General features: G+C 62.0%; 18 protein-coding genes and 4 tRNA genes. 7 read left to right on the forward strand and 15 right to left on the reverse strand.

Annotated features, from left to right (window positions below):
* Positions 1 to 46 precede the first annotated feature (46 nt).
* From VIE67_RS02565 to VIE67_RS02620, 12 genes are all read right to left on the reverse strand, one after another.
* Positions 47 to 122 (reverse strand) — tRNA-Thr (locus tag VIE67_RS02565).
* A gap of 36 nt (positions 123 to 158) precedes the next feature.
* Positions 159 to 232: transfer RNA gene (locus tag VIE67_RS02570), tRNA-Gly, on the reverse strand.
* 64 nt (positions 233 to 296) lie between these two features.
* Positions 297 to 382: transfer RNA gene (locus tag VIE67_RS02575), tRNA-Tyr, on the reverse strand.
* 323 nt (positions 383 to 705) lie between these two features.
* A complete protein-coding gene (locus VIE67_RS02580; protein ID WP_332022969.1) occupies positions 706 to 1,218 on the reverse strand; it encodes an acyl-CoA thioesterase in 513 nt (170 codons plus the stop codon).
* Between the two features lie 46 nt (positions 1,219 to 1,264).
* Positions 1,265 to 2,356, reverse strand: a complete 1,092-nt coding sequence (gene ychF, locus VIE67_RS02585; RefSeq protein ID WP_332022971.1) for a redox-regulated ATPase YchF — start codon at positions 2,354 to 2,356, stop codon at positions 1,265 to 1,267.
* A 104-nt stretch (positions 2,357 to 2,460) separates the two neighbouring features.
* Entirely contained in the window at positions 2,461 to 3,066 is a 606-nt protein-coding gene (gene pth / locus VIE67_RS02590; protein WP_332022973.1) for an aminoacyl-tRNA hydrolase, read from the reverse strand.
* 65 nt (positions 3,067 to 3,131) lie between these two features.
* A complete protein-coding gene (locus tag VIE67_RS02595) occupies positions 3,132 to 3,842 on the reverse strand; it encodes a 50S ribosomal protein L25/general stress protein Ctc (protein ID WP_332022975.1) in 711 nt (236 codons plus the stop codon).
* 168 nt (positions 3,843 to 4,010) lie between these two features.
* On the reverse strand, positions 4,011 to 4,952 hold the full coding sequence (locus VIE67_RS02600; protein ID WP_332023085.1) for a ribose-phosphate diphosphokinase: 942 nt from the start codon (positions 4,950 to 4,952) through the stop codon (positions 4,011 to 4,013).
* Between the two features lie 102 nt (positions 4,953 to 5,054).
* A tRNA-Gln gene (locus VIE67_RS02605) sits at positions 5,055 to 5,130 on the reverse strand.
* A 199-nt stretch (positions 5,131 to 5,329) separates the two neighbouring features.
* Positions 5,330 to 6,199, reverse strand: coding sequence for a 4-(cytidine 5'-diphospho)-2-C-methyl-D-erythritol kinase (gene ispE / locus VIE67_RS02610; protein WP_332022976.1), 870 nt, complete (start codon positions 6,197 to 6,199; stop codon positions 5,330 to 5,332).
* A complete protein-coding gene (gene lolB / locus VIE67_RS02615; RefSeq protein WP_332023087.1) occupies positions 6,196 to 6,810 on the reverse strand; it encodes a lipoprotein insertase outer membrane protein LolB in 615 nt (204 codons plus the stop codon). The genes ispE and lolB overlap by 4 nt, the downstream gene beginning before the upstream one ends.
* A gap of 5 nt (positions 6,811 to 6,815) precedes the next feature.
* Complete coding sequence (locus VIE67_RS02620) at positions 6,816 to 8,513, reverse strand: tetratricopeptide repeat protein (RefSeq protein ID WP_332022978.1); 1,698 nt, start codon at positions 8,511 to 8,513, stop codon at positions 6,816 to 6,818.
* A gap of 248 nt (positions 8,514 to 8,761) precedes the next feature.
* Between VIE67_RS02620 and hemA the strand changes: the two genes are divergently transcribed.
* The 7 genes from hemA to VIE67_RS02655 all read left to right on the forward strand — a co-directional run bounded on the left by hemA (position 8,762) and on the right by VIE67_RS02655 (position 17,984).
* Entirely contained in the window at positions 8,762 to 10,030 is a 1,269-nt protein-coding gene (gene hemA / locus VIE67_RS02625) for a glutamyl-tRNA reductase (RefSeq protein ID WP_332022980.1), read from the forward strand.
* 163 nt (positions 10,031 to 10,193) lie between these two features.
* A complete protein-coding gene (gene prfA / locus VIE67_RS02630) occupies positions 10,194 to 11,291 on the forward strand; it encodes a peptide chain release factor 1 (RefSeq protein WP_332022982.1) in 1,098 nt (365 codons plus the stop codon).
* The gene (locus VIE67_RS02635; protein WP_332022984.1) at positions 11,291 to 13,375 is read left to right on the forward strand and encodes an O-linked N-acetylglucosamine transferase, SPINDLY family protein; all 2,085 of its coding nucleotides are present in this window, start codon (positions 11,291 to 11,293) and stop codon (positions 13,373 to 13,375) included. The genes prfA and VIE67_RS02635 overlap by 1 nt, the downstream gene beginning before the upstream one ends.
* A gap of 71 nt (positions 13,376 to 13,446) precedes the next feature.
* Entirely contained in the window at positions 13,447 to 13,968 is a 522-nt protein-coding gene (gene moaB, locus VIE67_RS02640; protein WP_332022986.1) for a molybdenum cofactor biosynthesis protein B, read from the forward strand.
* Positions 13,969 to 14,102: 134 nt separating this feature from the next.
* Positions 14,103 to 14,870: a polyphosphate kinase 2 gene (ppk2, locus tag VIE67_RS02645; protein ID WP_332022988.1), complete on the forward strand. Its 768-nt coding sequence runs from the start codon at positions 14,103 to 14,105 to the stop codon at positions 14,868 to 14,870.
* A gap of 222 nt (positions 14,871 to 15,092) precedes the next feature.
* The gene (locus VIE67_RS02650) at positions 15,093 to 17,363 is read left to right on the forward strand and encodes a TonB-dependent receptor (RefSeq protein ID WP_332022990.1); all 2,271 of its coding nucleotides are present in this window, start codon (positions 15,093 to 15,095) and stop codon (positions 17,361 to 17,363) included.
* A 159-nt stretch (positions 17,364 to 17,522) separates the two neighbouring features.
* Entirely contained in the window at positions 17,523 to 17,984 is a 462-nt protein-coding gene (locus VIE67_RS02655; RefSeq protein ID WP_332022992.1) for a hypothetical protein, read from the forward strand.
* Between the two features lie 177 nt (positions 17,985 to 18,161).
* Here VIE67_RS02655 and yccX read toward each other — a convergent pair whose 3' ends face one another.
* Genes yccX through VIE67_RS02670 form a run of 3 tightly spaced genes read right to left on the reverse strand, consistent with a single transcriptional unit; the run spans position 18,162 to position 20,196 of the window.
* Complete coding sequence (yccX, locus tag VIE67_RS02660; RefSeq protein ID WP_332022994.1) at positions 18,162 to 18,434, reverse strand: acylphosphatase; 273 nt, start codon at positions 18,432 to 18,434, stop codon at positions 18,162 to 18,164.
* A 9-nt stretch (positions 18,435 to 18,443) separates the two neighbouring features.
* The gene (locus VIE67_RS02665) at positions 18,444 to 18,917 is read right to left on the reverse strand and encodes a TlpA family protein disulfide reductase (protein WP_332022996.1); all 474 of its coding nucleotides are present in this window, start codon (positions 18,915 to 18,917) and stop codon (positions 18,444 to 18,446) included.
* Positions 18,918 to 18,927: 10 nt separating this feature from the next.
* A complete protein-coding gene (locus tag VIE67_RS02670; protein WP_332022998.1) occupies positions 18,928 to 20,196 on the reverse strand; it encodes a YihY family inner membrane protein in 1,269 nt (422 codons plus the stop codon).
* Between the last annotated feature and the right edge of the window lie 35 nt (positions 20,197 to 20,231).

Here is a 20,231-nt window from a genome sequence, read left to right on the forward strand (position 1 = left end):
TTTCCTTGGACATGACTGATTACCTGATCTTGTCGAGACTATGAAATGGTGCTCACTATTGGAATCGAACCAACGACCTCCTCCTTACCAAGGAGGTGCTCTACCGACTGAGCTAAGTGAGCGTGTATTTTTTTCAACCCCGCGCCATCGCGGTTCAATGGAGCGGGAGACGGGAATCGAACCCGCACTAGTAGCTTGGAAGGCTACAGTTCTACCATTGAACTACTCCCGCCCGGGGGTACTTCGTATTTTCAGAAACTTGCATCCTTGCGGTTCGGTTTATCTACAAAAAAATTTGGTGGAGGGTGGTGGATTCGAACCACCGAAGGCATGAGCCAGCAGATTTACAGTCTGCCCCCGTTGGCCGCTTGGGTAACCCTCCGAATTCTCAGAACCTCAAATATCTGCCTCATCAAAATCTACGGAGGTGGATGACTTCGGGCATCCTGCCCTTCGCCCTTCGGGCCATGTCGCTACGCGACATGTTCAAAATCGTTCCGGACGATTTTGTCGAACCACCGAAGGCATGAGCCAGCAGATTTACAGTCTGCCCCCGTTGGCCGCTTGGGTAACCCTCCGAAATTCTCAAGAATTCAAATCTGGCCGGCACCTCAGTCAACAAACGGACCCGTCGGGCAGTATTCGTCCACGGAGCCGCCTATTTTCAGGGGCTGGGGGCTGCCTTGTCAAGGACAGACCGGCTTGTCAAGAGCCGTGGCTGGCAACGGACGCCAAGTGGGCTGCATCGCGGTAACGCGCGACTTCCTGCTCGATATTCTTGTCCAGCTCCATGAGCTTCTGCGCGTAGGCAGCCAGGGCCTTGTCGTCTTCGCTTTGCGGCTCCCATTTCGGAACGGCGGTGGGTTTGCCAGCCTTGTCGGTCGCGACCATCACCACCACGCAATGAGTGGCGAGGGTGTCCTGGCCAGTTTCAAGCCGGCGGGCTATCACATCGACCGCAAAATGCATGCTGGTATTGCCGGTATAGATCAGCTGACCGTGCACGGTGACCAGATCGCCGATCAGGATCGGATTGACGAACCGGATGCCGCCAACCGCCACCGTCACGCAATAAATCCCGCTCCAGCCAACGGCGCAGGCATAGCCAGCCTGATCGATCCACTTCATCACCATGCCACCGTGGACCTTGCCGCCGAAATTCACGTCGGTCGGTTGGGCGAGGAAGCAGAAACGGACTTCACGATCTGTACCAGGCATGGCTCGTCTCCGTCAGTGCCAGCAGAATGAAAGCTAAGCGAAAATATCAGACGTTGAAGCGGAAATGCAGCACGTCGCCTTCCTTGACCACGTAGTCTTTGCCTTCCAGACGCAGGCGCCCGGCTTCCTTGGCGCCCGATTCGCCGCGGTACTTGATGTAGTCGTCGTAAGCGATCGTTTCCGCGCGGATGAATCCGCGCTCGAAATCGGTGTGGATGACGCCGGCCGCCTGCGGCGCGGTCGCGCCAACCTTGACCTGCCAGGCGCGCACTTCCTTCTCGCCGGCGGTGAAATAGGTTTGCAGGCCGAGCAGCGTGTAACCGGCGCGAATCACGCGGTTCAAACCCGGCTCGTTCAGTCCCATATCCTGCAGGAACGCGAGCTTGTCGGCGTCTTCCAGTTGCGAAAGCTCCTCTTCGATCGCCGCACACACCGGCACCACCTGGGCACCTTCGGCAGCGGCACGTTCCCTGACCTTGTCCAGAAAGGGGTTACCGGAAAACCCGTCCTCACGCACATTGGCGATATACATCAACGGCTTGAGCGTAAGCAGGAACAGATCGCGCACCAAGGCTTTTTCATCGTCGTCGAGGTCCAGACTACGTGCCGATTTGCCCTCGTTGAGTCCGGCAGCAAGCTTCTGCAGCACGGGGCGCCTGGCCAGCGCCTCCTTGTCGTTCGCCTTGGCCGCGCGCTCGGCCTTGTTCAGGGCCTTGTCCACTGCCTCCAGATCGGCAAGCGCCAGTTCGGTGTCGATCGTCTCGATATCAGAAATCGGGTCGATCTTGCCCGCCACATGGACGATGTCCGCATGCTCGAAGCAGCGCACCACGTGCGCGATCGCATCCACTTCGCGGATATGGGCGAGGAACTTGTTGCCAAGACCCTCGCCTTTCGACGCGCCGGCGACGAGGCCGGCGATATCCACGAACTCCATCGTCGTCGGGATGATCTTCAGCGGCCTGGCGATCTCGGCCAGCGCGTTCAGACGCAGATCCGGCACTGGAACGATGCCCACGTTCGGATCGATCGTGCAGAACGGAAAATTCGCCGCAGGTATGCCCGCCTTGGTCAGCGCATTGAAAAGCGTGGACTTGCCGACATTGGGCAAGCCGACGATGCCGCACTTAATACCCACGGGAAATCCCGGGACTCGGGACTCGGGGCTCGGGACTCGGAAAAGCACGCTGCGTTTGTGTATTCAATGAAATTCCAGATAAATGAAAAGTTCTCGGAAAGTGCTCACGAGTCCCGAGCCCCGGGCCCCGAGTCCCGCGCCGTGTGCAACTGCTTCATCGCCTCGTTGAACTCGCCGCTCACGGCGAGCGGTAGAACATCCAGTGCATCGCCAACCGCGCCGATCATCGCCTTTTCATCGGCAACACTTGGCCGGCCAAGTACCCAGCCGAGGACGCGATCCTTGTCTCCGGGATGACTTATTCCCAGACGCATGCGGTGAAAACGGCCGTGCCCCAAGTGCGCGAAGATGTCGCGCAAGCCGTTCTGCCCGCCGTGGCCGCCATCGAACTTGAGCCGCGCGACGCCCGCAGGCAGATCCAGATCGTCGTGCGCGACGAGCATTTCCTCGGGCTCGATCTTCCAGTAGCGCAGTGCTGAAGCGACGGCGAGGCCACTTTTATTCATGTACGTGGTTGGCTTGAGCAGCCACAGCGGCCGGCCATCGATGATGATTTTGGCGGTTTCCGCATGCAGCTTGGAATCGATGCCGAAGCGTGCGTTCTCGCGCTGCGCCAAGGCGTCAATAAACCAGAACCCGGCGTTGTGCCGGGTTCGGAGATGTTCGGCCCCGGGATTACCGAGGCCGACGATGAGGCGAAGTGAATCCATCGATGCAAGCTGGATCCCGGATCAGCGTACATCCCTGTACCGTCCGGGATGACGCCATCCTGGCGTCACTTCTTCTCGTCTTTCTTCGCCGCAGCGGCAGGCGCTGCAGCTGGAGTCGCAGGCGCACCAGCGACCGGTGTGGCACCCGCGGCGGCGACAGCGGCCGGGTCGACGACCGGAGCGGCTTCGACTTCCTCACGCAGTTCCTGTGCGGTGACGACGGCGGTGTCGTGTTCCCTGCCCAGACGCAGTTCGGGAATTTCCACGCCTTCCGGCAGCTTGATATCGGACAGATGCACGATGTCGTCGATATCCAGCTCACCCAGATCGACCTCGACGTACTCGGGCAGATTTTTCGGCAGGCAGGAAACTTCGATATCGGTCAGCGCGTGCGAAATCAGGACGCCAGCTTTCTTGCCGGCCGGCGATTTTTCCTGGTTGAGGAAGTGCAGCGGCACGCGAATGCGGATCGCCTTGTTCTCGTCCACGCGCTGGAAATCCAGATGCAGCAGCTGCTGCTTGAACGGATGACGCTGCATATCGCGCAGCAGCACTTTCTGCGCCGTGCCGTCGAGCTTCAGATCGAGAATGGCCGAATAGAACCATTCGTTCTGCGAGGCCAGCCAAGCGTCGTTGTGCACGAGTTGGATACTGGCGGGAGCTTCGCTGCCGCCATAGACAATTGCGGGCACCTTGCCGGAATGACGCAGGCGGCGGCTCGCACCCCTCCCGTCGTCCTTGCGGCTTTCCGCAGGAATTTCATGAATCTTTGCCATTGTTGCTTACCTTCTTTTCAAGTTAGCCACCTCGCGGTGGTGATGAAACTCCCCCGCGACCAGGGGAGCTTGTTTTCGGGGAGACGGGGAGACGAATAGTCGGGAAGACGGAAGTGCATGTGGCTTTACCGTCTCTTCGTCTATCCGTCTCCTCGTCTTCCCGTCGTTCTAATCCACATATAACGAACTCACCGACTCACCAAAGGCGATGCGGCGGATCGTTTCGCCGAGCAGTTCCGCCACGCTCAGCTGGCGAATCTTGCTGCACGTCCGTGCCTCTTCCGAGAGCACGATCGTGTCCGTGACCACCAGTTCGTCGAGCTGCGATCCGGTCAGATTGCGGATCGCCGGTCCCGACAGCACCGGATGCGTGCAATACGCGACGACCTTGCGCGCGCCATTCTGTTTCAGCGCCGCCGCAGCGGCGCACAACGTCCCTGCGGTATCGACGATGTCGTCGATCAGCACGCAGGTCTTGCCTTCGACTTCGCCGATGATGTTCATCACCGCGACTTCGTTCGCCCGCGGCCGGCGCTTGTCGATGATCGCCAGATCCGCATCGTCCAGTCGCTTGGCGATCGCGCGTGCGCGCACCACACCGCCGACATCCGGACTGACGACGATCAAGTCCTCCGGCACGTTGTAGCGCCAGATATCCGCCAGTAAAACGGGCGAAGAGTATACATTGTCCAGCGGCACATCGAAAAACCCCTGGATCTGGTCCGAATGCAGATCCACGGTCAGCACGTGATCCGTGCCCACGCTGGAAACCATCTTCGCCGCCACTTTCGCCGTGATCGGCACCCGCGCCGAACGCGGCCGGCGATCCTGCCGTGCGTAGCCGAAATACGGGATCACCGCGGTCACGCTGGCCACCGACGCGCGCTTCAGCGCATCGATCAGCACCAGCAGTTCCATGAAGTTCTCCGCCGTCGGCGCCGAGGTCGACTGGATGACGAAGACTTCCTGGCGGCGCACGTTCTCCTCGATCTCGACCTGGACTTCGCCGTCGGAAAACCGGCTGATCATGGCCTTGCCCAGAGGCATGTTCAACTCGTGACACACCGCCAGCGCCAGGGGTCGGTTCGCGTTGCCACTGAAAATCTGTATCCCCCCGGCGTCGCCGCGGTCGCTGGGGAAAGTGCCGGAATAGCCCGCCGGATTGATCGTGTTCACACGTTCACCTTGACCGCTGACCCGCAACGCAAAACATGGCTGGGACGGCAGGACTCGAACCTGCGAATGCGGGGATCAAAACCCCGTGCCTTACCAACTTGGCGACGTCCCACTTCTGTGCAAAATCGGGCATCCTGCCGCGATTCGCAGGAAACGGTCGCGGCAAAGCCGCGCCACGTTTCCCGCCACGACGCTGCGCGCCGTGCGTCGGCGCATCCTGCGCCGAATCCTTCGTTCGATGTTATTGCATCAGCCTCGCAACGCATTCGTGCTGCGTTGGCGCGTCCCACGCCAAGCTCCTTCTTGCAATGTTATGCAAGATGGTTGGTACGAAACGCCCCAAGCGCATCGATCAACGGCGAGCGACTCACACCCTGCGCCCGATACGCGCGGTACTCCGGCGGACAGGCGCGCACGACGGCGTCTGCCTGCTCACCCGATTCCAGCGCAACGAACACACACCCGCCGCTGCCCGACAAGCGCGCCACACCGAACTGGTTCAACCAGTCCATTGCGGCGGCAACCCGAGCGTAACGCGTGCGCACCACCGGCGCGAACGCATTCGTGGCTTCCATACCGGAAAGATAGCCGCCTATTGTCGCGGGCGCTGTGTTTCGTGTCAATTCCGCTGCGGCAAAAAGCGCCTTGGTCGATACCTGAACGCCCGGGTCGACGATAACAAAAACGCGCAGCGGCAGGTCAATCGGCGTGAGCGATTCGCCAACGCCTTCGGCCCATGCGGAATGCCCGCGTACGAACACCGGCACATCGGCGCCTAGGGTCAGGCCCAGGACGGCAAGTTCCTCCAGCGAAAGCCGGGTTTGCCACAATTCGTTGAGGGCGACGAGCACCGTGGCCGCATCCGAACTGCCGCCGCCCAAGCCGCCGCCCAGAGGGATGCGCTTGTTTATGCGGATATCGGCGCCAGCGGTCGTCCGCGTATGCTCGCGCAGCAGTTGCGCGGCGCGCACGCCCAGATCGTTCGCAACGGGCACGCCGGGCACTTCGTTCGTGCGCACGATCGCGCCATCGGCGCGCGGCCGCAAATGCACGCTGTCGCCCCAATCCAGAAGCTGGAATACGGTCTGCAACAGGTGATACCCATCCGCGCGTCGGCCGACGATATGCAGAAACAGATTAAGCTTGGCCGGTGCGGGCCAAGTGGTCCATAGCGGGCTCATTCGTCGAACGACCAAGTCTCGATCGCCATCTTCACCCGTGTGGTTCCATGCGAGGCGAAAACGATACGCGGCAACGCCGGGGTACGGTCGCTGAACCAGTCGCGATACTCGATCTTCCAGCCGTCCTGCTCGATCAGGGCCGGCAGATCCTGCTCGTTGTATTGCAGTTGCGCTGGCGTCCCCTGCGCGCGCAGACCGCGTACCCAAGCGCGCAGCGACGCGAGCGGCACATCCCAGCCGATGCGCTCGCGCAGCAGGCGCTGCACGTCGCTGTCCTCACTCGGTCGCGCATCCACACCTTCGAGTACGGCGTGCTGCGCATCCCCGGTGAGTTTCAGGGTCTTGCCGGTGATCGGCCCACGCACGGTGAACACATAGGACTCCCCCGCCTGGCGCCAGTCCAGTTCGCCGCTATTGGAATCCCGATCGGTCGAGACGGCGATATGCGCGTCCAGCGTCCAATGCGTGCGCGACGCGAGCGCGGCTTCACGCGCATCCTGCGCAGCGGGTGTCGCCGTGTGCATTTTCACGCGCATCGGCACGCAGGCAGTGAGCAGAACGATCAGCAAACCCGCGAACGCGAGACGGACTCGCGCCAGCGCGCCGGACATCGCCCTCACGAGGCCAACCGCTTGATCGTTTCCAGCAGTACTTTGTTGTCGCCATCCTTTTTGCGTCCCTGCTCCCAGACCTGACGCGCTTCGTCCTTGCGCCCGGAAACCCAAAGCACTTCGCCCAGATGCGCGGCGATTTCCGCATCGGGCTGCTTGCGGTAAGCCATGCGCAATTGCGTCACGGCGTCGTCGAGATTGCCAAGGCGGTACTGCACCCAGCCCAGGCTGTCGATGATCGCGGGTTCGCCGGGCTTGAGCTCGAGCGCCTTTTCGATCAGTTTCAGCGCCTCGGTTTTCTTGTCTGTACGGTCGGCGAGCGTGTAGCCAAGCGCGTTCATCGCGTCGGCATCGTCCGGTTTCAATTCGAGCACCCGGCGCAGATCGCGCACCGCGGCATCGACATGATTCAGATCGTCGTTGAGCAGGGCGCGTGCGTAGATCAGCCGCGTATCGTCGGGCAGCGCCTGCAGACCGCGGTCGTAAACCGCGACGGCCTCGTCGCCGCGCTTGGCACGGTTGAGCAATTCGGCTTCGAGCATGAACGTCTCGCCGAGTTGCTTGCCGTCGTCGCCGGCACGCGCCTGCAATTCGTGCAGCAGGTTGAGCGCCGCGTCGGTCTTGCCCGCATCGTTCAACAGAACGGCGGTGCGCATCTGCGCACCAAACCAGTGTTCGTCGGCGGCGGGCACCTGCGCATACCATTTCAACGCCTCGACTTTGCGCTCGAGCAGTTCCGACAACTGTCCAAGCAGATTCACGCGCCCCGGCGGACGTGGCTCGGGCAACAGCTTCAGTTCCTTGTAGAGAGCTTCGACCAGCGGTTTCGCCGCCTTGTCGTCGCTGCGCGCAAGATAGGCGGCGCGCGCGGCATAGGAATAGTCGCTCTGCGGCCCGTCGGCGAGCACGCGCGCGGCGCCCTCGTTGTCGCCAAGATCGCTGAGCATGACCGCATAGGCGATGCGCAGGCGCGGGGTTTTCGCATCGCGCGGATTCTTGCGCAAGGCATCGGCGAAGAGTTTGCGCGCACCATCCTTGTCGCCGGCACCGAGTTTGAGCTGCGCCGCCCATGCATAAGTTTCCGGAGTGGCAAAGCGGCTGACGGACTGATCGGCGAGTGCCTGTGCCAGCGCCTTTTTATCGAGACGCAGGGCCATCTGGCTGACCGCGATCCAGACTTCAGGCTTGGATCCGAGCGATTCCGTCTTCAGCGAACCCGCCTTGGGCGAATCTCCCAAAAGCAAGCGCTCGGCCACCGTACCCGCCTGCGCGCGGTCTTCCGCGCTGGCAAGGGCTTGCGACACCGGGCGCCAGCCGGCGCCGTCGGGCTGCTGCAGCAAGCGCGACAGCTCCGCGTAGGCGGTCCCGGCATCGCCATCGTGCAAGGCGATCATTGCGCGCACCTGGCGCAGGCCGTTGTCGTCTGCCTTCAATATCTGCCAGCGCGCCAGCGTGGCGCGCGCGGTGTCCCAATGCTTGCCGACGATAGCGATATGCGCGGCCTGTTCGGCCACTACGGGATCGTCGCTCAGCTGCGCCGCCGCTGCGAATTCGCGTGTCGCGCCGTCGAGATCGTTGCTGCCGAGCGCAAACTCGCCGGCGAGCAGATGCGTGAGCAGATCGCGCTGCACCGTGTCCGGCGGCACGATCACACGCTGCAACGGCTGCCCTGCGGCACTGGCCGGCGCGCGGCCTGTCGGCATGCTTGCGCACGCCACCAGTGCAACTGCACCGGCGCCGCACAACGCCAGGTTACGCAAAGGTTTCAAGGTATACAAAATACTCATTTATACTGGCCCACGAACCTTGCGGCAGATTGTTGCAATCCACTGTCCATACCTTGCGTCCACAGGTTGACGATTCAAGCGCTCCGGCTTGATATCGCACCCGGCGCGCCGCACAATTTCCATTCTGCCAGCTAGTTCCTTCGTTGTCGCCGCGTGACACTTGCATGACCTTGGTTGCCCTCGGATTGAACCACCTCACCGCACCGCTCGATCTTCGCGAGAAGGTGGCGTTCGCGCCGGAATCGACCGCGCAGGCGCTCAGCGACCTCGCCCGCCAGCCCGGCGTCAATGAGGCGCTGATCCTGAGCACCTGCAACCGCACCGAACTGTATGTCGAGGTCGCATCCGGTGCGGAAACGGTGCCGCAGCGCTGGCTCCTCGACCATCACCAATTGACCGGGCGCCGCATCGACGAGTTCCTTTACCACCACGAAGACAACGCAGCCGTACGCCATCTGTTCCGCGTCGCAACCGGCCTGGACTCGATGGTGCTCGGCGAACCGCAGATTCTCGGCCAGGTAAAGGACGCCTATCAGGCCGCACGCGCGGTCGGCACCTTGCGCACTCCAATGGAACGCCTGCTGCAGCAGACCTTCGCCGTGGCCAAGCGCGTGCGCACCGACACGCGCATCGGCGCCAATCCGGTTTCGGTCGCATTTACCGCCGTGCGCCTGGCCGAACGCCTGTTCGCGAATCTGCGCGACGCCAGCGTGTTGCTGATCGGCGCGGGCGAAACCATCGAGCTGGCGGCACGCCACCTGAGCGAATCCCGCGTTCGCCGCCTGATCGTCGCCAACCGCACCCTGGAAAATGCACAGGCATTGGCCGGGCGCTTCGGCGCTTACGCGATCGCGATCGCCGATCTGCCGCAACATCTGGCCGAGGCGGATATCGTGATCACCTCGACCGCGAGCCGCGAGCCGGTGTTGAATCGAACCATGGTCGAAGATGCGGTCCGCGTGCGCCGGCACAAGCCGATGTTTCTCGTCGATATCGCCGTACCGCGCGATATCGCGGCCGATGTCGCCGAAGTCGACGACGTGTTCCTGTACACCATCGACGACTTGAAACAGGTGATCGACGACAACCTGCGCTCGCGCCAGATCGCGGCGAACGAGGCCGAGGCGATCATCGAATTGCAGGTCGAACATTATCTCGCCTGGCGCCGCGCGCTCGACGTGCACAATCCGCTCACCGGCCTGCGCAGCGCTGCCGAGAGCCAGCGCGACGCGGCGCTCGAAAAAGCGCGGCAACTGCTTGCCAGCGGGCGCACACCCGAGCAGGCGCTGGAATTTCTTGCGCATTCGCTGACCAACAAGCTGCTGCATGCGCCGAGCGCCAACCTGCGCGCCGCCGCGCTGCGTGGCGACGTCGACCTGCTGCGCGCGGCCGAGCAGCTTTTCGACGGTTCATCGGATGCCAAGCAGGAATGAAAGCAAAAATCGGTTTCACCGCGAAGGACGCGAAGAAAGCGGGAAAAAGCTCAATACTTTCTTTTGCGTCTTTCGTGTTCTTCGCGGCGAAAAAGATTTTGATTTTTCTACTCGCAGGTCCTTCGCGGTCCGACTGCGGCCTTCGCACAACGGCTAAACCGCAATGAACCCGTCGATCAGACGCAAGCTCGACGAGCTTGCCGAGCGCCTGCAGGAAGTCTCGTTGCTGCTCGCGCAGCCTGAAGTCGTCAATGACAACGCCCGCTTCCGCGACCTGTCGCGCGAGTTCGCCCAGCTCGAACCGCTCAACCGATCGCTGCGTGCCTATGACACCGCGGGCCGGAGTCTCGAAGCTGCGCAAGCCATGCTCAAGGACCCGGAGATGCGCGAGCTGGCCGAAGGCGAAATCGCCGATCTGCTCGCCCGGCGCGATGCGCTCGACCAGGAGCTGAACCTGCTGCTGCTGCCGAAGGACGCGCGCGACGAGGCGAACATCTTCCTCGAAGTACGCGCCGGCACCGGCGGCGACGAAGCGGCGATCTTCGCCGGCGATCTGTTCCGCATGTACGCGCGCTATGCCGAGCGTCAGGGCTGGCGCGTAGAGGTGTTGTCTTCGAGTCCCGGCGAGCACGGCGGCTTCAAGGAAGTGATCGCGCGCGTCGAAGGCAAGGGCGTGTTTTCCAAACTCAAGTTCGAATCGGGCACCCACCGCGTACAGCGCGTGCCGGAAACCGAGGCACAGGGCCGTATCCACACTTCGGCCGCGACGGTGGCGATTCTGCCGGAGATGGACGAAGTCGAAGATGTCGATTTGAATCCAGCCGACCTCAAGGTCGATACGTTCCGCGCGAGTGGTGCAGGTGGCCAGCATGTGAACAAGACCGACTCGGCTATCCGCATCACGCATCTGCCGAGCGGCATCGTGGTCGAATGCCAGGACGAGCGCAGCCAGCACAAGAATCGTGCACGCGCGCTGTCCCTGCTCAAGGCACGCCTGCTCGACGGCGAGCGCGCCAAACAGGCCGCGCAGCAGGCCGAATCGCGGCGCCTGCAGGTTGGCAGCGGCGACCGCAGTCAGCGCATCCGCACGTATAATTTTCCACAAGGCCGCATCACCGATCACCGCATCAACCTGACCTTGTATCGGCTGCCCGAGGTGATCGATGGCGATCTCGACGCACTGGCCGGCCCGCTGACCCAGGAGTACCAGGCCGATCAGATGAAGGCGCTGACCGAAAGCGGACTGGTCGAGAATCGCTGATGAGCACGGCTTTGTTGGCGCAGGCGATCGACGAAATCGCCAACCTGATCGAACGCGGCGACTTTGCCGGCGCCGAGCGGCGTGCGCAGAACGCGCTGCAAAGTGCGACACCGCATGCGGAAATCTGGCGATTGCTGGGGATCGCCCAACTCAAGTCCAACAAGGTCGATGCGGCAATGCGTGCCTTGCAACAGGCGCGCAGACTCGATCCGCGATCGGTCGAGGTGCTGTGCAATCTGGCGTCCGTGGAAATGCTGTGCGGAAAAATGGACGATGCGCAGCGCACGCTGCGACAGGCGCTTGCGCTCGCCCCGGACCATGCCGGCGCATTGAACGGCCTCGGACGCTTGCGCCACCATCTCGGCGACCACGACGGGGCTGCTGCGTGCTTCGAGCGCTGCCTGGGCGCATATCCCGAGCTCGTCGATAGCTGGCTCGCACTCGCCAACACGCGCCTTGCGCAGTTTCATTGGAGTATCGCCGAGGCGCACGTGCGCCGTGCCCTCAGCCTCAGCCCGGCTTCGGCCGACGCATGGTATCTGCTCGGACTTCTATTTGAGCGACAAGGCCGGCTGGCCGATGCCCTGCAGCCTTATCGCAACTCGATGCAGATCCATCCGCGCGCTGCCACCGCGCATAACCTTGGCCTCGTACTCGACCAGCTCGGCGAGTGGCAAAGCGCCGCGCACGCGATGCAACAAGCGCTGCAACTGCAGCCGGATTTGTTCGAAGCGCTCGGCCAACTGGTGTTCATCAAGCGGCGGCTCTGCGATTGGCACGGTCTGCCCGCGCTCGCCGCACGCCTGATCGGCGCCGTCGACGCGCGCATTGCGGGTCCGACGCCATTTTCCTGCCTGGCCGAGGAAGCCACGCCCGCGCAGCAGCTGACGTGTGCGCACACGTTTGCGCGGCAATTCGAGGACATGGCCTCGCGCTCCGATTTGGCGCCCGTTGCGCTCGGTCGCGAGGCACTCAGGGTCGGTTTCGTTTCGTCGGGTTTCGCCGAGCATGCCACCGGTCTGCTCGTGGTCGAGCTGATCGAACGCTTGCGCGCCGCGCCGCTGCAAACGATCGCTTTTGCGACCACGCGCAGCGACGGCAGCGCTCTGCGCGAACGCATCGAGGCGGCCTTCGACGAATTCCACGACGTAAGCCTGCAGTCGCCCGCAGTCGTCGCGAGAACGATACGCAGCGCGCAAATCGACATCCTGCTCGACGTCGACGGCTATTGCATGAATTCGCGGCCGCAGATATTCGCGCTGAAGCCGGCACCGGTGCAGATCAGCTGGCTCGCCTATCCGGGTTCGCTCGGCGCGCCCTGGTACGACTATCTGATCGCCGACCGCTTCGTAATTACGGATGCGCAACGTGCGTACTACGACGAGAAAATCGCGTGGCTGCCGCGTTGCTATCAACCGACCGATACCACGCGCATCGTCGGCGAACCACCGTCGCGCGCGGCCTGCGGCTTGCCACAGGAAGGATTTGTATACTGCTGCTTCAACAACTCATGGAAATTTACGCCGCGCAGTTTCGCGCTCTGGATGCGCATCCTGCACGCAGTGCCCGGAAGCGTGCTGTGGTTGCTCGACGGCCCACCCGGCAACGGCGTCGCCGAGCGTCTGCGCGAATCGGCGCGGCAGGCTGGCATCAACCCGCACCGGCTGGTCTTCAGCCAGAAGCTCAAGCACGCGGACTATCTCGCACGCTTTCGTTGCGCAGATCTGTTCCTCGATACCAATCCCTATAACGCGCATACCACGGCATCCGATGCGCTGTATGCCGGATGTCCGCTGCTGACGCGCCCGGGCGAGACGTTTGCCTCGCGCGTCGCCGGCAGTCTCAACCATCAACTGGGCCTGGATGAAATGAACGTCGACAGCGATGATGCGTACGTCACGCGCGCGATCGAACTGGCGACGCAACCCGATCACCTCACCTCACTGCGCGCGCGCCTGCGCGACCCGGCGACGCGCAAGCGTCTGTTCGATATGCAGGCCCACGCCGACGATTTTGCGACCTTGCTGACGCGCATCGCCGAACGTGCGCGAAACGGCGACGCACCGATCGATATTTCGCTGTAGCCCACTGGCAACAGCCGATAGCGTCCGCGGCGGATGTATGCTCACCACTTACCACTCACCACTCACATCCCATGCCCGCCACCCAAGAATTCAAACCACTCGCGCTGTGCGTGCTCACGGTCTCGGACACGCGTACCGCCGAAAACGACACCTCGGGCGACTATCTATGCAGTGCGCTGATCGAAGCCGGGCATCGCTTGCACGAACGCGCGATCAGCAAGGACGATCGCTATCGTCTGCGCGCGTTGGTCTCGGCGTGGATCGCCACGCCCGACGTACACGGTATCCTGATCACCGGCGGTACCGGCTTCACCGGGCGCGACTCGACACCCGAGGCGATTGCTCCCCTGCTCGACAAGATAATGCCGGGCTTCGGCGAAATGTTTCGCGTGCTCTCGTTCGACGAGATCGGTACCTCAACGTTGCAGTCGCGCGCGTTTGCCGGGTTGGCGAATGATAAATTCGTGTTTTGTCTGCCTGGTTCGACCTCGGCCTGTCGCACCGCCTGGCAAAAACTGATCCAGGCCCAGCTCGATTCGCGCACCAAGCCATGCAATCTCGCCAGTTTGCACCCGCGTTTGCTTGAGATCTAGACAAGAAGAGCTCAAGACTCACCACACGCCAAGGACACCAAGCAAAAACTTTATTTCGCTTTCCTTTGCGTACCTTTGCGTCCTTTGCGGTGAATCCCTAGGCTCTTGCTTGTTCTGATCCACACGGGACAAAGATGAAAAAGCACAAATACGACCATCACCTGAAACAGCTCGCAGTCGAACTGGTCGAATTCCAGCGCTGGTTGATCCAGACGGGCAAACGCGTGGTCGTGCTGTTCGAAGGCCGCGACGCCGCGGGCAAGGGTGGCACGATCAAGGCGATCAGCGAATATCTGGACACAAGGCATTACCGCATCGTCGCATTGTCCAAACCCGACGAGCGCGAAAAGACACAGTGGTACTACCAGCGCTACATCGAGCACCTGCCCGCCGCCGGCGAAATCGTGCTGTTCGACCGCAGCTGGTACAACCGCGCCGGCGTCGAGCGCGTGATGGGTTTTTGCAGCGATGAGGAATACCGGCGTTTTCTCGCCGAATGCCCGGTATTCGAAAAAGGCCTGACCGACGACGGTATACTTCTGTACAAATACTGGCTCGCGGTCGATCAGGAAGAGCAGGAACTGCGCTTCGCCGAGCGCGCGCAGAATCCGCTCAAGCGCTGGAAGATCTCGCCGGTCGACATCGCCGCGCGTGAAAAGTACCGCGAGTACGGCAGGGCGCGCGACGCGATGCTCAAGGCAACGCATACCGAATATGCGCCCTGGCATGTGGTCGATTTTAACGATCAGCCGCGCGGCCGGCTGAATCTGATCCGCCACCTGCTCGACCACCTGCCCGATCGCAAGCTGCCGATCAAACCGCTCAAGCTGCCCCGGCTCAAGGGCGATCCGGGCGTGGAAGAATTGGCGGACAAATCCCTTTGGGTAAAGAAAGTCTTCTGAAAGCGCATGCGTTGCAGAACGAAGATCCCGTTTTTGCATTTTTTTTACATCTCCTGTAAAAAAGCGTTAAGAAATTCGCACTCGAAGTAACGCCGCTTGCAGATTGGCAAGGTCGGCGCGCATTCGCGGGCGAAAGATCTGTAAACGCTTCGGCACGCATCGAAGCGACGACAATTCGGGGAAAGCTACAGCGTCGTCCACTTCACCCTTCGGAGACCACCCATGCCAGCGATTCGCAATCCGCGCGCCAGCTTCACGTTCAAACCCCTGCTGCTGTCCTTGGCCATCGCCGGCGTCATCGGTGCGCCGGCGCGCGCGGCGAACGCCGCTGACCCTGCGGACCAAACGGGCCCGAAGACACTCGGCGAAATCACCGTCACCGCCGAAAAGCGCGTCGAGAATGTGCAAAAAGTACCGGAGTCGATCACCACGATCGATGCGGAGAAACTCGACATCATCAAGTCCGGCGGCGACGACGTGCAGTTCCTTTCCGCGCGCGTGCCGAGCCTGCTGATCGAATCGTCGTTCGGGCGCACGTTTCCGCGCTTCTATATCCGTGGCCTCGGCAATACCGACTTCGACTTGAACGCCTCGCAGCCGGTGTCGCTGGTGTATGACGACGTCGTGCTGGAAAACCCGATCCTCAAGGGCTTTCCGATTTTCGATATCGGCCAGGTCGAAGTACTGCGTGGCCCGCAGGGCACTCTGTTCGGCCGCAACACGCCGGCCGGCGTGGTCAAGATCGATTCGAACAAACCGACGCAGGACACCCAGGGCTACGTTGACGTCAGCTACGGCAACCTTGGCAATGCCAACCTCGAAGGCGCGATCGGCGGCGCCTTGAGTCAGGACTGGTCGGCGCGTCTGTCGATTCTTGGCCAGCATCGCGACAACTGGGTCGACAACACCGCACCGGGCCGCAACGACAGCTTCGGTGGCTACAACGAGCGCGCCGCGCGCCTGCAATTCGACTATCACCCGTCGGACAGGTTCAACGCGCTGTTCAACCTGCATGCGCTCAATCTCGACGGGTCGGCAATCCTGTTCCGCGCGAACATCATCCAGCCGGGCACCGACGATCTCGTCCCTGGCTTCCGGCGCGACAAGATTTCGCTCGACGGTCAGAACTTCCAGCATGTCACCGAGCATGGCGCGAGCGCTCGACTGAGCTGGGATTTTTCCAACATGGAACTCGTCTCCATCACCGCATTCGAAAAGGTGAAGACGCTCAGTCATGGCGATATCGACGGCGGCTATGGCGCATCGTTCGCGCCGCCTTACGGGCCGGGATTCATCCCGTTTCCGTCGGAAACCGCGGACGGTCTGCCATTTCACCGGCAGATCTCCGAAGAGGTACATCTCGCCTCGAAGGATACGAGCCCGCTCGATTGGATCATCGGCGCGTACTATTTCAACGAGAACATCACGATCGACAGTTTCGACTACAACACGCTGGCCGGCAGCACGCTGGATGGCGACGCAAGGCAGAAGCAGCTCGATATCAGCGAGGCGGTGTTTGCTTCGATCGGCTATCAGATCAACGATCAGCTGAAGATCAAGGGCGGCCTGCGCTTCTCCCACGACGACAAGTACTGGACCGCGACGCGCACGCTTTCGCCGATTGGCGCGGGCCCGATCGGGCCGCTGTACGAGAACCCAAGCACTTCGCGACCGACCGGCGATCTGTCCGCTGTGTATACGGCGGACCAGAACACCGATTTCTACGCGCGCGTGGCGACCGGCTACCGCGCACCGAGTATCCAGGGCCGTCTGCTGTTCGGCGATGCTCCGTCGGTCGCGAAGACTGAAACCGTCGTGTCGGGCGAGGTCGGCGTGAAGAGCCGGCTGTTCGACAACCGCGCGACGGTCAGCTTCGATGTGTTCGACTACCAGATGAAGAACCAGCAGCTGACCGCAGTCGGCGGCTCGACGAATTTCGCCACGCTGGTCAATGCGAAGAAGACCGAGGGCCACGGCTTCGAGCTCGATGCGGAAGCTTTCCTTACCGACCATCTCATGGTAACCGCCGGCACCAGCTACAACTTCACCAAGATCAAGGATCCGAATCTGTACACGACCGTCTGCGGCAGCGGCTGTACCGTGCTCGACCCGGAGGTCGTCCGCGGCGGCACGACGCTAGCCCTGCTCGACGGCAACCCGCTGCCGGACGCGCCGAAGTGGATCGCGAATGTCACTGCGCGCTACAGCATTCCGCTCGGCAATGGCGAGTTCTTCGCCTACACCGACTGGGCGTATCGCAGCCGGGTGCTGATCAATGTCCTCTACCAATCGAAGGAATACGTGGGCAAGCCGTGGGTCATCGGCGGTCTGCGCGTCGGTTACAACTGGGACGGCGGCAAGCGCGAAGTCGCATTGTTCGGCCGCAATATCACCGACAAGAAGGCGATCATCGGCGGCATCGACTTCGACAACCTGACCGGCTACGTCAACGAGCCGCGCATCTGGGGTGTGCAGTTCCGCGCGGAGCTCTGAGCGTAGCGTCATTCGCCATTGCATCCAGGAAGCCCCGCACGCCGGGGCTTCTTTTTGCTCATCCGATTTGTGGGTAGTGGTCTAGAAGCGCGGCCCCCTGCAGAAAAAAGAACGACTGGCCTATTCCAGCGTGAACGGTGCAGGCGTACTCTCGTTCGTATGTTGCGACGAATCCTGATCCTTGCCTGCCTCGCATCCTCCTGCGTGCTTGCCGATACGACGCAGGAGCATGTTCACCATATGTCGCATGGCGTGATGCCGTTCGATATGACGAAGACGACGCACGTCTTCGTGATGAACGAAACCGGCGGCATCCAGCGCGTCATCGCAAAAGACGATGCGGACAAAGAACAAATAGACCTTATCCGCCAGCATTTGCAGCACGAATACGAAAACTTCAAACGCGGCAACTATGCCGACCCTGCAACGCTGCATGGCACCTCTATGCCAGGTCTCGCAGAGATACAAGCCAGAGCGTCGCGTATAGACGTTTCCTATCAGTCATTGCCTAACGGCGCTGCGCTCAATTTCGTAACGCGGGATATCCGATCCATCACCGCAATACACCGCTGGTTTGGCGCGCAGCTATCTGAGCATGGCGCGGACGCGAAAGCTGAATAGATCGGCTTCAAATTTCAAACTAGACCACTACCGATTTGTGCGGGCGTCCGTCGAAATAGTGCGGCACGAAGCAGCTCGTATCACGCCCTCGCCTTCACGACCGTGGCGCGGCTTGCGCACGATCTGGCGGAAAGATCGCCACGCCGCGCCACATCCCACAGAAAGTGTTCGGCGTGTTTAGAGGACGCGAAAGCCCGTCGGCGCCGCCGATTCGTCATCGACCGCACTGCGCTGCACCTCGGTCACGCGCGCCAGCGGCGGCCCATCCTGCAGCCACTCCGCGAGCGCTTCCAGAGCCGCCGCATCGCCGCAGGCCAGCACTTCGACGCTACCACCGGCGAGGTTTTTCGCGTGCCCATGCAAACCCAGGCGTTGCGCTTCGGCACGGGTCGAGGCGCGGAAGAACACGCCCTGCACGGCACCGCTGACGATGAATTTCACGCAGGCCACGTCGCCAACTCAGGGTTTCGCGGCGGCGATCACATCGTCGAGGTCCTTGGACGTAACCGGCCCCAGAAACACCTTGGCGACATGGCCGTCGGGGGCGATCACATAGGTATTCGGCAATCCCCTGGGCGTGTCGAAATCCTTCGGCGGATCCATGACGTCGACCTGCGCGACCGGGTAACTCAACGGGTGGCTCTTGAGGAATTTTTCGATATCGGCCTTGTCGCTGTCCTCGAAGGCAAGCCCGATCGCCGCGACATTGTCCTTGTGCGCGCCGACATAGGCCGAGATATCCGGCAGCTCCTTCAGGCACGGCCCGCACCAGGTCGCCCAGTAGTTCACGATGACCCATTTTCCACTCTGTGCGGAAAGATCGAAGGTCTTGCCGTCGAGCGTGGCAATTTTCAGTGCGGGTTTGCTCGCGGTCGCGGCATGTGCGGCCAGCGCGAGCAACAGCGCGCAGATCAGGAACGAAACACGTTTCATGGATGGACCTCTAGGGCGTTGGTTTGCGGTTCTCGACGGCATCAGACCGTGCTACCGGCGGAAAAATTTCGGACAGGGGCGCGGCAAGCGCCGCACGCAGATCGCGTGCGGCCAGATCGAGGTGCTGCGTCGCAGTCGCGTCTGTCGCACCGCCGCGGCCATCGGGCAGGGGCGCGTGCAGCGGAATGCGATAACCCGTATCGACATACAGATCGTACAGACTCATCGAATCCAGATCGCGCGCGAGTACGAAATCGCCGCGCTCGTTGCGTCGAATCAGTTTACTGCGATCGAGATCGTCCAGATAGCGCTGGGTCAGATAGTCGCTCAGGAAAGGCTCGCGCGCGCGCAGTTCATTCGCCGACAACCCGTGCCCTTCGTGCTGCGCCTGCGCGAAGTGCGCGAGTACGCGCACGAGACCGCGAAACTCGTCGCCCGACGGCAAGCTCGGCGCATCGGGGCGGTAGTCGAATGCGGCCTGGGTCGCGACGAGCGATGCGCCGGCCAGCACGATGATCCACGACAGATAGATCCAGAAAATGAAGATCGGAATGATCGCGAGCGCGCCATACACCTCGCTGTAGCTGCTGCCGGCAGTCACGTAAACGGCGAACCCGCGCTTTGCCGCCTCGAACGCAATGGCCGCGACGAAAGCGCCGATCGCCGCGTGGCGCATGCGCACATGGATGTTCGGAATCACGATGTAGCACAGGCACAGCGCGAACCACTGGATCAGGAACGGCAGCACGCCGAGCACGCTCGCCTTGAGCTGGAACGATTCGCCCGCCGCGGCGAGCAGCGGCAGCGCCAGCACATAAAAACTGATCGCAAGTGCGCCGATCAACAGCAGCGGCCCGGCGCTCAGCACGGTCACATACATGATCAGGCGCGAGCCCGCCGTACGCCCGCTCGGCACACGCCAGATGCGATCGAACGCGCCCTCGATGCTGATCATCAGCGATACCGCGCTGAACAGCAGCACGAGGAGGCCGATCACGGTCGCCTTGCTCGCGCTCGCCGCGAACTGGCTGAGATAGTCCTGAATCACGTCGCCGGCGGCCGGCACGAAATTCCTGAACATGAATCCCGCGATCTGCTCGCGCCACTCGTCGAACACCGGCAACGCGCTGAGGATGCCGAGCACGGCCGCGATCAGCGGCACCAGTGCGAACAAGGTCGTGTAGGCGAGCGCACCGGCGGCCTGCAGACAACGGTCGTCGAGAAAACGACGCAGCATGAAGCGCCCAAACGCGTTGATCCACTTGCGGTCGAAGCTCATGCGCGAATGATAGCGGGACTCGGGACTCGGCAAAG

The sequence above is a fragment of the Rudaea sp. genome, assembly GCF_036560865.1.
GTDB lineage: Bacteria > Pseudomonadota > Gammaproteobacteria > Xanthomonadales > Rhodanobacteraceae > Rudaea.

Excerpts from the sequence above, each read along its gene's own strand:
- prfA (WP_332022982.1), top strand. The coding sequence starts at position 10,194 with ATGAACCCGTCGATCAGACGCAAGCTCGACGAGCTTGCCGAGCGCCTG.
- moaB (WP_332022986.1), top strand. The coding sequence starts at position 13,447 with ATGCCCGCCACCCAAGAATTCAAACCACTCGCGCTGTGCGTGCTCACG.
- VIE67_RS02670 (WP_332022998.1), bottom strand. The coding sequence starts at position 20,196 with ATGAGCTTCGACCGCAAGTGGATCAACGCGTTTGGGCGCTTCATGCTG.
- hemA (WP_332022980.1), top strand. The coding sequence starts at position 8,762 with ATGACCTTGGTTGCCCTCGGATTGAACCACCTCACCGCACCGCTCGAT.
- ispE (WP_332022976.1), bottom strand. The coding sequence starts at position 6,199 with ATGAGCCCGCTATGGACCACTTGGCCCGCACCGGCCAAGCTTAATCTG.
- VIE67_RS02635 (WP_332022984.1), top strand. The coding sequence starts at position 11,291 with ATGAGCACGGCTTTGTTGGCGCAGGCGATCGACGAAATCGCCAACCTG.
- VIE67_RS02595 (WP_332022975.1), bottom strand. The coding sequence starts at position 3,842 with ATGGCAAAGATTCATGAAATTCCTGCGGAAAGCCGCAAGGACGACGGG.
- VIE67_RS02620 (WP_332022978.1), bottom strand. The coding sequence starts at position 8,513 with ATGCCGACAGGCCGCGCGCCGGCCAGTGCCGCAGGGCAGCCGTTGCAG.
- ppk2 (WP_332022988.1), top strand. The coding sequence starts at position 14,103 with ATGAAAAAGCACAAATACGACCATCACCTGAAACAGCTCGCAGTCGAA.
- VIE67_RS02655 (WP_332022992.1), top strand. The coding sequence starts at position 17,523 with ATGTTGCGACGAATCCTGATCCTTGCCTGCCTCGCATCCTCCTGCGTG.
- lolB (WP_332023087.1), bottom strand. The coding sequence starts at position 6,810 with ATGTCCGGCGCGCTGGCGCGAGTCCGTCTCGCGTTCGCGGGTTTGCTG.
- VIE67_RS02665 (WP_332022996.1), bottom strand. The coding sequence starts at position 18,917 with ATGAAACGTGTTTCGTTCCTGATCTGCGCGCTGTTGCTCGCGCTGGCC.
- VIE67_RS02650 (WP_332022990.1), top strand. The coding sequence starts at position 15,093 with ATGCCAGCGATTCGCAATCCGCGCGCCAGCTTCACGTTCAAACCCCTG.
- VIE67_RS02580 (WP_332022969.1), bottom strand. The coding sequence starts at position 1,218 with ATGCCTGGTACAGATCGTGAAGTCCGTTTCTGCTTCCTCGCCCAACCG.
- pth (WP_332022973.1), bottom strand. The coding sequence starts at position 3,066 with ATGGATTCACTTCGCCTCATCGTCGGCCTCGGTAATCCCGGGGCCGAA.